The organism is Phaeovulum sp. (assembly GCF_041596715.1).
GTDB lineage: Bacteria > Pseudomonadota > Alphaproteobacteria > Rhodobacterales > Rhodobacteraceae > UBA6213.
The window spans coordinates 1-11,644 of the sequence record NZ_JBFHIA010000001.1; the positions used below are offsets into that span (position 1 = coordinate 1).

The 11,644-nt window shown below is 63.5% G+C and carries 16 protein-coding genes; 13 read left to right on the forward strand and 3 right to left on the reverse strand.

Annotation, left to right across the window (positions count from 1 at the left end; all coding sequences use genetic code 11):
* Nucleotides 1-511, forward strand: a 511-nt coding sequence (locus ABY403_RS00005) for a YcjX family protein (RefSeq protein WP_372837443.1), incomplete at its 5' end; no start/stop codon positions are given.
* Between the two features lie 10 nt (nucleotides 512-521).
* Nucleotides 522-1,541 carry a YcjF family protein gene (locus ABY403_RS00010; protein WP_372837444.1) on the forward strand — a complete coding sequence of 340 codons (1,020 nt, stop codon included), beginning with the start codon at nucleotides 522-524 and terminating at the stop codon, nucleotides 1,539-1,541.
* On the opposite strand, the gene ABY403_RS00015 is transcribed toward ABY403_RS00010, so the two are convergent.
* Nucleotides 1,538-2,428 (reverse strand): LysR family transcriptional regulator, encoded by an 891-nt coding sequence (locus ABY403_RS00015; RefSeq protein WP_372837499.1) that lies wholly within the window; start codon nucleotides 2,426-2,428, stop codon nucleotides 1,538-1,540. The genes ABY403_RS00010 and ABY403_RS00015 overlap by 4 nt on opposite strands.
* A gap of 276 nt (nucleotides 2,429-2,704) precedes the next feature.
* Here ABY403_RS00015 and ffh point away from each other — a divergent pair, with 276 nt between their 5' ends.
* The 11 genes from ffh (at nucleotide 2,705) to ABY403_RS00070 (ending at nucleotide 9,440) form a co-directional block, all read left to right on the forward strand.
* Nucleotides 2,705-4,210 (forward strand): signal recognition particle protein, encoded by a 1,506-nt coding sequence (gene ffh, locus ABY403_RS00020; RefSeq protein WP_372837445.1) that lies wholly within the window; start codon nucleotides 2,705-2,707, stop codon nucleotides 4,208-4,210.
* Entirely contained in the window at nucleotides 4,207-4,722 is a 516-nt protein-coding gene (locus ABY403_RS00025; protein ID WP_372837446.1) for a GNAT family N-acetyltransferase, read from the forward strand. The genes ffh and ABY403_RS00025 overlap by 4 nt, the downstream gene beginning before the upstream one ends.
* The gene (locus tag ABY403_RS00030; RefSeq protein ID WP_372837447.1) at nucleotides 4,719-5,249 is read left to right on the forward strand and encodes a GNAT family N-acetyltransferase; all 531 of its coding nucleotides are present in this window, start codon (nucleotides 4,719-4,721) and stop codon (nucleotides 5,247-5,249) included. Before ABY403_RS00025 ends, ABY403_RS00030 begins: the two co-directional genes overlap by 4 nt.
* Nucleotides 5,246-5,776, forward strand: a complete 531-nt coding sequence (locus tag ABY403_RS00035) for a GNAT family N-acetyltransferase (protein WP_372837448.1) — start codon at nucleotides 5,246-5,248, stop codon at nucleotides 5,774-5,776. The genes ABY403_RS00030 and ABY403_RS00035 overlap by 4 nt, the downstream gene beginning before the upstream one ends.
* Nucleotides 5,773-6,069, forward strand: coding sequence for a chorismate mutase (locus ABY403_RS00040; protein ID WP_372837449.1), 297 nt, complete (start codon nucleotides 5,773-5,775; stop codon nucleotides 6,067-6,069). The genes ABY403_RS00035 and ABY403_RS00040 overlap by 4 nt, the downstream gene beginning before the upstream one ends.
* A gap of 40 nt (nucleotides 6,070-6,109) precedes the next feature.
* The gene (rpsP, locus tag ABY403_RS00045) at nucleotides 6,110-6,457 is read left to right on the forward strand and encodes a 30S ribosomal protein S16 (RefSeq protein ID WP_372837450.1); all 348 of its coding nucleotides are present in this window, start codon (nucleotides 6,110-6,112) and stop codon (nucleotides 6,455-6,457) included.
* A gap of 70 nt (nucleotides 6,458-6,527) precedes the next feature.
* Nucleotides 6,528-7,037: a ribosome maturation factor RimM gene (gene rimM, locus ABY403_RS00050; protein WP_372837451.1), complete on the forward strand. Its 510-nt coding sequence runs from the start codon at nucleotides 6,528-6,530 to the stop codon at nucleotides 7,035-7,037.
* Complete coding sequence (gene trmD / locus ABY403_RS00055; protein ID WP_372837452.1) at nucleotides 7,034-7,876, forward strand: tRNA (guanosine(37)-N1)-methyltransferase TrmD; 843 nt, start codon at nucleotides 7,034-7,036, stop codon at nucleotides 7,874-7,876. Before rimM ends, trmD begins: the two co-directional genes overlap by 4 nt.
* 50 nt (nucleotides 7,877-7,926) lie before the next feature.
* Complete coding sequence (gene rplS, locus ABY403_RS00060) at nucleotides 7,927-8,304, forward strand: 50S ribosomal protein L19 (protein WP_372837453.1); 378 nt, start codon at nucleotides 7,927-7,929, stop codon at nucleotides 8,302-8,304.
* An 11-nt stretch (nucleotides 8,305-8,315) separates the two neighbouring features.
* On the forward strand, nucleotides 8,316-8,537 hold the full coding sequence (rpmE, locus tag ABY403_RS00065; RefSeq protein ID WP_372837454.1) for a 50S ribosomal protein L31: 222 nt from the start codon (nucleotides 8,316-8,318) through the stop codon (nucleotides 8,535-8,537).
* A 93-nt stretch (nucleotides 8,538-8,630) separates the two neighbouring features.
* Nucleotides 8,631-9,440: a division plane positioning ATPase MipZ gene (locus tag ABY403_RS00070; RefSeq protein ID WP_372837455.1), complete on the forward strand. Its 810-nt coding sequence runs from the start codon at nucleotides 8,631-8,633 to the stop codon at nucleotides 9,438-9,440.
* Between the two features lie 389 nt (nucleotides 9,441-9,829).
* On the opposite strand, the gene ABY403_RS00075 is transcribed toward ABY403_RS00070, so the two are convergent.
* Nucleotides 9,830-10,438, reverse strand: coding sequence for a phosphoribosyltransferase (locus ABY403_RS00075; protein WP_372837456.1), 609 nt, complete (start codon nucleotides 10,436-10,438; stop codon nucleotides 9,830-9,832).
* Nucleotides 10,435-11,610: a DUF3644 domain-containing protein gene (locus ABY403_RS00080; protein ID WP_372837457.1), complete on the reverse strand. Its 1,176-nt coding sequence runs from the start codon at nucleotides 11,608-11,610 to the stop codon at nucleotides 10,435-10,437. Before ABY403_RS00080 ends, ABY403_RS00075 begins: the two co-directional genes overlap by 4 nt.
* Nucleotides 11,611-11,644: the final 34 nt, after the last annotated feature.

Consider the following 11,644-nt stretch of genomic DNA (forward strand, 5'->3'; position numbering starts at 1 on the left):
AATGGCCGAAATCCTTGCCGCGTTCCGGCCGGGGCGTTCGGGGCGGCTGGCGCGGCTGATCGGGCTCAAACGGATCGACCGTATCCTGTTTGCCGCCACCAAGGCCGACCATCTGCACCATTCGCAACACCCGCAACTGACCGCGATCATGCAGGCGATGCTGCGCGAGGCGCGCGACCGAGCCGACTTTGCCGGCGCGCGCACCCAGGCGCTGGCAATTGCCGCGCTGCGCACCACCACCGAAGAAACGCTGTCCCACAACGGCGCGCCGCTTGACGCCGTGCGCGGCACGCTGGCAAGCGGGCGACAGGCCGCGTTTTATCCGGGCGCGCTGCCAGACGATCCGGCGCAATTGATGACCCCCGCGCGGCAGGGGGCGGCCAAATGGCTTGATGCCGATTACGCCATGATGGCTTTCAGCCCGGCGCAAGTGCGGCTGAAGCCCGGCGACGGGCCGCCGCATATCAGGCTAGACCGCGCTGCCGAATTCCTTTTGGGCGACAAGCTGTGAGGATGCGCCGATGACCACCCCCCGCCGCGGCCCCGTGTTGATCGAACTCGAAGGGGCTGCACCCACGCCCGCCGATGCGCCTCCGGTGCCCGATCTTGGCGCGCTGCCCCCGCCACAGGGGCGCGCCATGCAGATTGCCACGCGTCTTGCGGCGCGGCGACCCTCGCGGCTGACACGGTTTTTCTGGCAGGCGGCTATGGCGCTGGTGGGGTTTCTGGTGTCGGTCGCGGCGTGGAACTTTATGACCGGGCTGATCGCCGCGCATCCGATTCTGGGGTGGCTGGGCACCGGGCTTTTGGGCGCGTTTCTGCTGGCCGCAGCACTGGTGGCGCTGCGCGAACTGGCCGCGTTGGCGCGGCTGGCGCGGCTTGACCGGGTGCACCGCGCCGCAACCGCCGCGATCGTCTCGGGCGATCTTGCAGCGGCGCGCGAGGTGGTGGCGCGGCTTCGCACTCTATACGCCGCGCGCGAGGAACTGGCATGGCCGCGCGCCCGCCTGCAAGAGCGCGAGGCGGAAATGCTTGATTGTGCAAGCCTTCTAGCGCTGACCGAAACCGAGCTTTTGACACCCCTTGATGCCGCGGCCCGCGCCGAGGTGCAGGCAGCGGCGCGGCAAGTGGCGGCCGTAACCGCGCTGGTGCCGCTGGCGCTGGCCGATGTGGTGGCGGCCCTGACCGCCAACCTGCGCATGATCCGCCGCATCGCCGAGGTATACGGTGGCCGGGCGGGCACCTTTGGCTCGTGGCGTCTGGCGCGCGCGGTGATGATGCATCTGGTGGCCACCGGGGTTGTGGCAGCGGGCGATGATCTGGTCGAAACGATGGCTGGCGGTGGCCTCATGGCCAAGCTTTCGCGCCGCTTTGGCGAAGGCGTGGTCAATGGCGCGCTGACTGCCCGCGTCGGAATTGCCGCGATGGAGGTGTGCCGCCCGCTGCCCTTTACCGCGCTGCCGCGCCCCAAGGTGCGCTCGCTGGTCGGCGGTGCGCTAGCGGGGCTGTTCGAACGGTCTGCGGAAAAGGGTGCCGATTAGGCTTCGTCCGGGCAGACAGCGGCCGCAGCCTTCAGCGCCCGAACTGCGGCCTGCACCTTGGGGGTGCGGTGCAGATCGACATGCGTGACCAGCCAGAGTGCAGCCGACCATTCGGGGCGCGGCGGCATCACCTCGACCAGCCCCGCGTCAGCGCGCGCCTCGGTCACCGGCAAGAAGCCAAGCCCGATACCTGCACGCACCGCCCCCAGTTGTGCGTCAAACTCGTTGGACACAAACACCATCGCTTCGCTTGGCACATGCGCGGCCAGCCAGTGATGATAGGGCGCGCGGGATTTGCCCGGCTCGGCCCCCACAAATACGTGCTCTGCAAGTTCGGCGTCGCTGCGGGGCACACCATGCGCGGCGATATAGGCGGGCGTGGCGTAGAGTGCGCTTTCGCGCGCGCAAAGCAGCTGCACCACATTGTCGGGTTCGGTCGGGCGCGCGCCAGCGCGGATAGCCACATGCGCTTCGCCGTATTCCAGCCGGTAGACGCGCAGATCGGTGATATAGCGCAGCCGCACAGCGGGGTGCTCGGCCGCCAATTGCGCCAGCGCTGGCAGCACCATCTGCGACAGGTTCGGCAGCGACGTAATGATCAACTCGCCCGAGACATCTTCGCCCACGCCAGCGATGCGCGCGCCAAGTTGGGCAAACTGGTCATCGGTCGCCTGCGCTACCGCCAGCAGCAACTGCCCAGCCTCGGTCGGGGTGTAGCCGCGCGGGTGGCGCTGAAAAAGCCGCGCGCCCAGCCGCCCCTCCAGCGCGTCGATATGGCGGATGACGGTTGCATGGTGAACGCCCAGCACCTCGGCTGCGCCGCTGACCGTGCCGGCGCGCGCCACCTGATAGGCGGTGCGGATTTCATCCCAATTGTCAAAGCCCATCTGTGCACCCATAAACAATCCTCACCCATATTGCGCGTTTCCGTTCGTTTTCGCAATGTTGATCTCTGCGCCTTGGCCGCCGGGCGGTCAGTGGCGCGGTTTGGCGCGGCGGCAAGGCGCGCCCCCGTTGACTCGGGCGCGCTTTGCCACTAATTCCAGCGCAATTCCCGGAAGTACTTTGCTTCCGGTCCCTTTGCTTATTGCAGGGATCGCCGTCAGTCAGCGCGTTGCGCCCACTGGCGCCAACGGTCTTTGCCGCTGCCCGGAGGGCGCGCGATGTTCGAGAACCTATCTGAACGCCTTGGCGGCGTGTTCGACCGGCTGACAAAGCAGGGCGCGCTGAGCGAAGCCGATGTGGCCACCGCGCTGCGCGAAGTGCGGGTGGCGCTGCTGGAAGCAGACGTTTCGCTGCCAGTCGCGCGCGACTTTATCAAGGCGGTCGAGGCCAAGGCCAAGGGTCAGGCGGTTACGAAATCCATCACCCCCGGCCAGCAGGTCGTAAAGATCGTCCATGACGAACTGATCCGGGTGCTGGCAGGCGACGGCGCGCCCGATGCGCTGAAAATCGACAACCCGCCCGCACCGATTCTGATGGTCGGCCTGCAAGGCTCTGGTAAAACCACCACCACCGCCAAGCTCGCCCGCCGCCTGAAGGAAAAGCAGGGCAAGCGTGTGCTGATGGCCTCGCTTGACGTGAACCGCCCGGCGGCCATGGAACAGCTGGCGATCCTTGGCACGCAGATCGGCGTCGATACGCTACCGATCGTGGCGGGGCAAAAGCCGGTCGATATTGCCAAACGCGCGCGCCAACAGGCAACGATGGGCGGCTACGACGTTTATCTGCTCGACACCGCTGGCCGCTTGCACATCGACGATGTGCTGATGGCCGAAGTGCAAGCGGTGCGCGATGCCACGAACCCGCGCGAGACGCTGCTGGTGGTCGATGGTCTGACCGGGCAAGACGCGGTCAACGTCGCAACCGAGTTCGAGGCCAAGGTCGGCATCACCGGCGTCGTGCTGACGCGGATGGATGGCGACGGGCGCGGTGGTGCCGCACTTTCGATGCGCGCCGTCACAGGCAAGCCGATCCGCTTTGTCGGCCTTGGCGAAAAGACCGACGCGCTAGAGACCTTTGAAGCCGACCGCATCGCGGGCCGTATTCTCGGCATGGGCGACATCGTGGCGCTGGTGGAAAAGGCGCAGGAAACGTTCGAAGCCGAGCAGGCCGAGCGGATGATGCGGCGCTTCCAGAAAGGTCTGTTCAACATGAACGACCTGCGCGGCCAGCTAGAGCAGATGCTGAAGATGGGCGGGATGCAGGGTGTCATGGGGATGCTGCCGGGCATGGGCAAAATGGCCAAGGCCGCAGAAGCCGCCGGTTTCGACGACCGTATTCTGCGCCGCCAGATCGCGTTGATCGGGTCGATGACCAAAAAGGAACGTGCCAACCCCGATCTGCTGCAAGCCAGCCGCAAAAAGCGCATCGCGGCCGGTGCCGGGCTTGAAGTGGCCGAGTTGAACCGGCTTCTCAAGATGCATCGCCAGATGGCCGACACCATGAAGAAGATGGGCAAGGGCGGAATGCTCAAGCAGGCGATGAAGGGCATGATGGGCGGCAAGGGCGGTATGCCCGACCTGAAGAACATGGACCCCGCGCAACTGGAAGAAGCCGCGCGCGCAATGAAGGCCGCAGGCGGCATGGGTGGCGGCTTTCCCGGTGCGCCGGGCGGGATGAAGCTTCCGGGCGGGCTTTCAGGTCTGGGGCTTGGCCGCAAGAAATGATCGCGCCCACGCTTCATACAGCGCGCTTGACGCTAGGCCCGGCCTCGGCCGCGCACGCAGAGGCTTTCATCGCCTTTTGCGCCAGCGATGCGTCACGCTTTTTGGGCGGGCCCGTTGGGCCACGCGATGCGTGGGAAGGTGTTGCGATCGTTGCAGGGCTTTGGACGCTTCGGGGATATGGTCCGTTTTGGATGACCGAATCCGCAACCGGCGCGCCGGTTGGTCGCGTTGGCATCTATTACCCGATCTGGCGCGACGAGCCGGAACTCGCGTGGCTGGTCTACCCCGCCTATCAACGGCAAGGTTTTGGCTATGAGGGCGCTGTTGCCGCGCGCGACTGGGCCTATGCAACGCTTGGCCTTGCGCCGCTGGTCAGCCTGATCGACCCAAAGAACACCGCCTCGATCCGCCTTGCCGAAAAACTGGGCGCGGTCTGTGAAGGCCCGCAAAACCCCGAGGACGCCGATTCCACCCTTTGCTGGCGCCACCCCGCGCAGGCGGTGGCGCAATGATCGCGTTGACCGGCACCCCGGTTTTGCAGACCGAGCGGCTGACGCTGCGCGCGCCCTGCCCGGCCGACTTCCCACAGTGGCTGGCGTATTTCGCCACCGCACGGTCAGAGTTTTCGGGCGGCCCGCTGACGGATGACCGGGCGTGGCGGGCGTTTTGCCACCACATCGGGCACTGGGTGATGCGTGGCTACGGCTCTTTCATCGTTACGCGTAAAGGCGTGGATAAAGCGATCGGCCTTATCGGCCCCTATCACCCGATCGACTGGCCCGAGGCCGAGCTTGGCTGGGCGCTCTGGGATGTCGCGGACGAGGGCAAGGGCCTTGCCTATGAGGCCGCCGCAGCCACCCGCGACCATGTGTTCCGCGATCTCGGCTGGTCCACCGCAGTCAGCTACATCGACCCGAACAACGCCCGCTCGGCCGCGCTGGCCAAGCGGCTGGGGGCAGTGCTGGACCCCGCCGCACGCGGGCCGCACCCCGACGATCTGGTGTTCCGTCATCCCGCGCCCGAGGGGAGTGCCGCATGATCACGCTCACCGGAGCCCCGGTTCTGCACACCGCTCGCCTGACGCTGCGCGTTCCGGCGATGCGCGATTGGGAAGCGTTCGCCGCCTTTCTCACCTCGGATCGCGCGAGCTATGTCGGCGGCCCCGTCACGCGCGAGCGCGCATGGCGCGCCTTTGGCCACCTTGTCGGCCACTGGGTGCTGCGCGGCTACGGCATGTTCGCAGTAGCGCAAAAGGGCACGGATGAAGCCTTTGGCATGGCCGGCCCGTGGTTCCCCGAGAACTGGCCCGAGCAAGAGTTGGCCTGGAGCATTTGGTCCCCCGAGGCCGAAGGCAAGGGCTATGCATTCGAAGCTGCCCAAGCCGCACGCAACTATGCTTTTGGCGTGCTCGGCTGGGCCACTGCTGTCAGCTACATTGACCCCGAAAATGCGCGCTCTATCGCGCTGGCTAAACGCCTTGATGCAGTGATTGAACCCGGCGCGGCGCATCCCGGCGACGAGCCGACGCTGGTGTTTCGCCACTCAAGACCGGAGACCCTCGCATGACCGATGCGATCGCCCGCGCAGCCGCGCTTTTGAAAGAGCATCGCGACAGCATCGACCGGCTGGATGCGATACTCGTCTACACCCTGGCCGAGCGTTTCAAACGCACGCAGGCCGTGGGCCAACTGAAGGCACAGCACGATCTGCCGCCTTCCGACCCCTTCCGCGAGGCCGAACAGATCACGCGGCTCGAAGAATTGGCGCGCGAGGCGGACCTCGACCCCGTATTCGCCAAGAAGTTCCTCACCTTCGTGATTTCCGAAGTGATCCGGCATCACGAGCAGTTTCAGAAATAGCGGCACCGCCGCGCACAACCAAACCCAAGGAGATACTGAAATGTCGATGAAAATCCGTCTGGCCCGTGGTGGCTCTAACAAGCGCCCGCACTACTCGATCGTGGCTTCGGATTCGCGCATGCCGCGCGATGGCCGCTTCCTCGAAAAGCTGGGCATCTATGACCCGCTGCTGGCCAAAGACAACGAGAACCGCGTCAAGATGAACGTCGAGCGCGTGCAATACTGGCTGAGCCAAGGCGCGCAGCCGACCGACCGCGTCGCGCGCTTCCTCGAAGCCGCTGGCCTGATCGCAAAAACCACGCGGTCGAACCCCAAGGCCGCAGTGCCGGGCGAGAAAGCCAAGAAGCGCGCCGAAGAAAAGGCCGCCAAGGCCGCAGTCACCGAGTAATCTGCGCCTTTAAGCAGACAGTATCGGGCCGGGCAGCACTTGCCCGGCCCCCATTCGTGGAGCGTGGCCGATGAGCAGCCCAGAGTTGATCTGCGTTGGTGCCATTGCGGGCGCCTTTGGCGTGCAGGGCGAGGTGCGGCTGAAAAGCTTTTGCGCCCGGCCCGAGGACATCGCGCGCTACGCTCCGCTATATAGCGAAGACCGCGCACGCACCTTCAGCGTCAAGATCACGCGGCCCGTGACGGGCGGCTTTGGCGCGCGGCTGGGTGGGATTGCGACGAAGGAACAGGCCGATGCGCTGAAAGGTGCCACGCTCTGGGCCGAAAAGTCGAAACTGCCTTCGCTGCCCGATGATGAGTTCTACCACGCCGATCTGATCGGCCTTGAGGTGGTCGATACCGGCGGGCAACGGTTGGGTGAGGTGCGCGCCGTGCACAACCACGGCGCAGGCGACATTCTCGAAGTGTTCGTACCCGGCGCAAGGTCGGCATTGCTGCTGCCCTTCACGCGCGCCATCGTGCCGACTGTGGACCTTGCCACGCGCCGCATCGTGGTGAACCCGCCCGAGGAGGTCGAATGACCGACGAAGGCACCGCCAAGACAAAATCGCATGGCCGCGTGGCCATTTCCGCCTCGCTCAAGCCGCGCGAGTTGATGGCCGATTCCACGCGCCTTGCGGGTGCGTGGACAGCGCGGATCGTGACGCTGTTCCCAGAGGCCTTTCCCGGCACGCTCGGCCTTTCGCTGACCGGCAAAGCACTGGCCGAGGGGCTCTGGGCGCTTGAGACAATCGACCTGCGCCCCTTCGGGATCGGCAAGCACCGCAACGTAGACGACAATCCCGCAGGTGGTGGCGCGGGCATGGTGCTGCGCGCCGATGTTGTAGGCGCAGCGCTGGCCGAGGCCACCATCGGCACGCCGCCCGATCGCGCCAAGTGGCCGGTCATCTACCTGTCACCGCGCGGGCGGCCCCTTACCCAAGACATGGCGCGCAGCTATGCCAAGGCCGATGGCATGACCCTGCTTTGCGGCCGCTTCGAAGGCGTTGATCAGCGTGTGCTTGACCATTTCGGGGTCGAAGAGGTCAGCATTGGCGATTTCGTCCTGACCGGCGGCGAGATCGCTGCACAGGTCTTGATTGATGCAACCGTCCGCCTTATACCCCGCGTGCTTGGGAATCAGTCGTCCACCGAGGAGGAATCCTTTTCGCATGGGCTGCTGGAACACCCGCACTACACTCGACCGACCGAATGGGAAGGCCGCGCGATACCGGAACTGCTTCAATCCGGCCATCACGCGAAAATTGCCGACTGGCGGCGGACCACGGCCGAAAGGCTGACCAAGGAAAGACGACCTGATCTCTGGCGGGCTTATTGTGCAGCGCACAACAGGGACCCGAATGAAGACCAAGAGCTCTGAGGCCGCGCACATCTTCACGGGGAAACCGTGGGCACAAGAAAGGACATGCGATGGACATTATCGCGCAACTCGAAGCCGAGCAGATCGCTGCGCTCGGCAAGACCATTCCCGATTTCAGAGCCGGCGACACCGTTCGCGTTGGCTACAAGGTGACCGAAGGTACGCGTTCGCGTGTGCAGGCCTATGAAGGCGTCTGTATCGCCCGCAAAGGCGGCAACACGCTTGCTGCCAGCTTCACCGTGCGCAAGATCTCGTTCGGCGAGGGCGTCGAACGCGTGTTCCCGCTCTATTCGACCAACATCGCCAGTGTTGAAGTAGTGCGTCGTGGCCGTGTGCGCCGCGCCAAGCTCTACTATCTGCGCGACCGCCGCGGCAAATCGGCGCGTATCGCAGAATTGGGCAACTACAAAGCCAAAGACGAAGCGTAAGGAGCGGCGCCATGAAAAAAGACATTCACCCGACCTACCACTTCATCGACGTGAAGATGACCGACGGCACCGTGTTCCGCACCCGCTCCACCTGGGGCAAGGAAGGCGAACAAATGTCGCTGGAAATCGATCCGTTGGTGCACCCGGCATGGACCGGCGGCTCGGCCAAGCTGATGGATACCGGCGGCCGCGTCTCGAAGTTCAAGAACAAATACGCGGGCCTCGGTTTCTGATCCGCTTGCGCTTTCGCAATCGAAGCGCACAAGATATAGTCAAGGCGCGCCCCGTTCGGCGCGCCTTTTTAGTTTCATCCCGGAGGCAGACCCGTGGCGCATATCATCGTGATGGGCAATGAAAAGGGCGGCACCGGCAAATCGACCACATGCATGCATGTGGCGACAGCACTGGTGCGCATGGGGCACCGGGTCGGTGCGCTTGATCTGGATCTGCGCCAGCAAAGCTTCGCGCGCTACATAGAGAACCGCCGCGTATTTTTTGCCCGCGAGAACCTAGATCTTCCCAGCCCGAGCTTTCACGAGTTGCCCGAGATTGACGCGGCCAGCATTGGCCCAAACGAAAACGTCTTTGACCACCGGCTTTCAGCAGCGGTTTCGGCGCTGGAAACCGAAGTCGATTTCATTGTCATCGATTGCCCCGGCAGCCACACGCGGCTCAGCCAAGTGGCCCATTCGCTGGCCGATACGCTGGTGACGCCGTTGAACGACAGCTTCATCGACTTTGATCTGCTGGCCCGAATCGACCCTGAAACTAGCCGCGTTACCGGCCCCTCGATCTATTCCGAGATGGTTTGGGCTGCGCGGCAATTGCGGGCGCGGGCGGGCTTGAAGCCGATCGACTGGGTGGTGCTGCGCAACCGGCTTGGGGCGCAACAGATGCACAACAAGAAGAAGGTCGGCGCGGCGCTGGAACAGCTTTCACGGCGCATCGGCTTCAGAGTGGCCCCCGGTTTTTCCGAACGCGTGATCTTTCGCGAATTGTTCCCGCGCGGCTTGACCCTGCTTGATTTGCGCGATGTCGGGGTCGAAACGCTCAACATCTCCAACGTCGCGGCGCGGCAAGAGCTGCGCGAGCTGATGCAGGCGCTGCGGCTGCCGGGGGTCAAGGTCAACTTCTGAGCGCGCGGCATAGTGCTTGCCGCGTGCCTTCGTGCCGTTTCAACACAGAGTGAATCAGGCACCCGCGGTGCGCCGATTCACCAAGGCAACGATTCCGGCGCTATCCGCGGCGCCGGCTTTTACCCTTCCGATCAGTAGTTCTTAGCGCAAGGGGCAACATTTGCCGCGCGCCATGCTGCGCGCGATCATTCGCGTGCTTGCTGCCTGCACGCGCCAAGGCCATTCCGGCCCTCATCGCCCGAGTAACAGCGCAGGTTTCGGCCACGAAAAAGCAAAGGGCTCAGGCGTTTCCGCCTAAGCCCTTGTGTTTATTGGTGCGCCGGAGAGGATGAAACTGGGAACTCGTATGTGATTGTTTCTGAGCTGTAATTCTTGAGACGATTACAATCTCAGTCGGTCTCTTCGCCCAATTCTGGTGAAAAGGTATCGAGCCACAAGGGACACGCGACGACGATCTCGCAGTCCTCCCGGAGTCCGTTTTCCCTAAGGACTCCAGTAATCGCGGCTGCGGTCGTGCCTCTGGTGAATGTATCATCCACAATTATCAAGCGTCCGATGTCTCTCTCTTGCCCGGTTTGCACATATTGCAGCTGCGCGGTGATTTGGGCGAGTGTCGCTTCTTCACCGGCGAGCGCGTTGCCCGTGCGCGTAAACTGCGGTGTCAAATCGATTGCAGACGGATTTTTCCGACATATTGCTCGACGATACGGTTCTGCCTGCCATGCCATACGGCTTGGCGGTGAAACCACCGCATCAAATTCCGCCGGCAGCTTGTCTGCCAGCATTCTCTGATAACAGCCTTCTTTACGGCGATACCCCATGGCCGCTTCGGTCTTCTCGGGATCAGGATTCAGTATTTTCAGGACGCCAGAGCGCATGCCTTGAAGGAATGCGAAGGGGCCGGGCTCCTTTCCCTTAAACAGAGTAACTACCCGTACCGACAGGCTCGGATTGTTCAATGGGATCATTACCACGTCTTCCGGCAACATGGATGTCATCGCCGAGTCCATCCTTCCACCAGCTTCTCCAGCACCTTTTCGTACCAGTGCTCGTACCAGTACCACGTCTTGGCGACCATCACGCCGTAGCCCTTGGCGGGCTTGCGGGCATCAAGCTGCTTTGCCAGCAACGTGTGATCGTGCATGTTAAAAGCGCCATGCCCGGCGGTCTGGACCTTGGTGACGATCTCGGACGGCAGGTATTTCGGCCGCTCGACTTCCTTGAGCAGCACCCGCTCGACGGCTTCGGCCTCCGGCGAGCCGGGCTTGATGAATTCGACAGCCAGGTCGGACTTTGAAGCTTTGCCGGACACCTTGGGGACGAAGGCAACGCGATAGCGGAATTTCAAGTCGCGTTGCTCCGCCTCAGAAAGCGAGTTGTGGAAATTGTCCATCGCGGCAGCGATATGCCCTGGCAGGTCCGCGCCGACCAGCCCCGCCCTTTGCGCCCCGTCGAAGGTTACGAACTGCAGCGCGATCGGCAGGCGCTTCTCCAGCGCAAATTCCTTGCCGAAAAGCGCCTTGATCGCATCATTGAAGTTGATGCAGCAGGCCTGAAGCTTGGCGCTCAGGGCATCGTCGATCCGGTTCGTGGAGCGATGCTCGATTTCGTGGCGTATCTCGGTCAGGAAGTTCAGGTTGTTGATGACGCCTTTGTCTAGCGGGCACTTGCCGTGGGCAAGGCACTGGCCCAGCTCCCAGTATTTGTCTGCTCCCGTGGGTGTCTTTTCAACCGCTCCACCCTTCTTGTAACGGTAGTCGATGCCTTCGCGCTTGTAGAAAGCATGGAGGAGGTAGGTCCATGCGATGATACTAGTCACGATGAAGAGCTCAGCCCGAAAATGCAGCCCGGCACTGTTGAACGTATGAACGGCGGCGATCATTGCTTCGCGTGCCTTGACCAGCAACTCGTCCCCTTGCAGGTGCAGGCCCGTCGTCGGATCGATGTTCGGCCAAGCCGCGAGAAAGGCGTCCAGTTCGGCGTCTGTGGCGGGCTTTACCGCCTTGTGCTTCGTGCCGTCCCGGATTTCGGAGACGCGGGCATGATTGATTGATCGTGTGGGTCGCGAAAAATAGGACTGAATGTCTTGCGGAATGTACTTCCGGGCCAACATGGTCTTGACGAGAGCCACCTCCCATTTCTCAAGGGTATTACCGGGCCGACGTGCCACGCTGCCCCCTTAGACGATTCCCACGGGCCTGTCT

Coding starts and splice junctions, on each gene's coding strand:
- ABY403_RS00010 (WP_372837444.1), top strand. CDS start 522: ATGACCACCCCCCGCCGCGGCCCCGTGTTGATCGAACTCGAAGGGGCT.
- ABY403_RS00015 (WP_372837499.1), bottom strand. CDS start 2,428: ATGGGCTTTGACAATTGGGATGAAATCCGCACCGCCTATCAGGTGGCG.
- ffh (WP_372837445.1), top strand. CDS start 2,705: ATGTTCGAGAACCTATCTGAACGCCTTGGCGGCGTGTTCGACCGGCTG.
- ABY403_RS00025 (WP_372837446.1), top strand. CDS start 4,207: ATGATCGCGCCCACGCTTCATACAGCGCGCTTGACGCTAGGCCCGGCC.
- ABY403_RS00030 (WP_372837447.1), top strand. CDS start 4,719: ATGATCGCGTTGACCGGCACCCCGGTTTTGCAGACCGAGCGGCTGACG.
- ABY403_RS00035 (WP_372837448.1), top strand. CDS start 5,246: ATGATCACGCTCACCGGAGCCCCGGTTCTGCACACCGCTCGCCTGACG.
- ABY403_RS00040 (WP_372837449.1), top strand. CDS start 5,773: ATGACCGATGCGATCGCCCGCGCAGCCGCGCTTTTGAAAGAGCATCGC.
- rpsP (WP_372837450.1), top strand. CDS start 6,110: ATGTCGATGAAAATCCGTCTGGCCCGTGGTGGCTCTAACAAGCGCCCG.
- rimM (WP_372837451.1), top strand. CDS start 6,528: ATGAGCAGCCCAGAGTTGATCTGCGTTGGTGCCATTGCGGGCGCCTTT.
- trmD (WP_372837452.1), top strand. CDS start 7,034: ATGACCGACGAAGGCACCGCCAAGACAAAATCGCATGGCCGCGTGGCC.
- rplS (WP_372837453.1), top strand. CDS start 7,927: ATGGACATTATCGCGCAACTCGAAGCCGAGCAGATCGCTGCGCTCGGC.
- rpmE (WP_372837454.1), top strand. CDS start 8,316: ATGAAAAAAGACATTCACCCGACCTACCACTTCATCGACGTGAAGATG.
- ABY403_RS00075 (WP_372837456.1), bottom strand. CDS start 10,438: ATGACATCCATGTTGCCGGAAGACGTGGTAATGATCCCATTGAACAAT.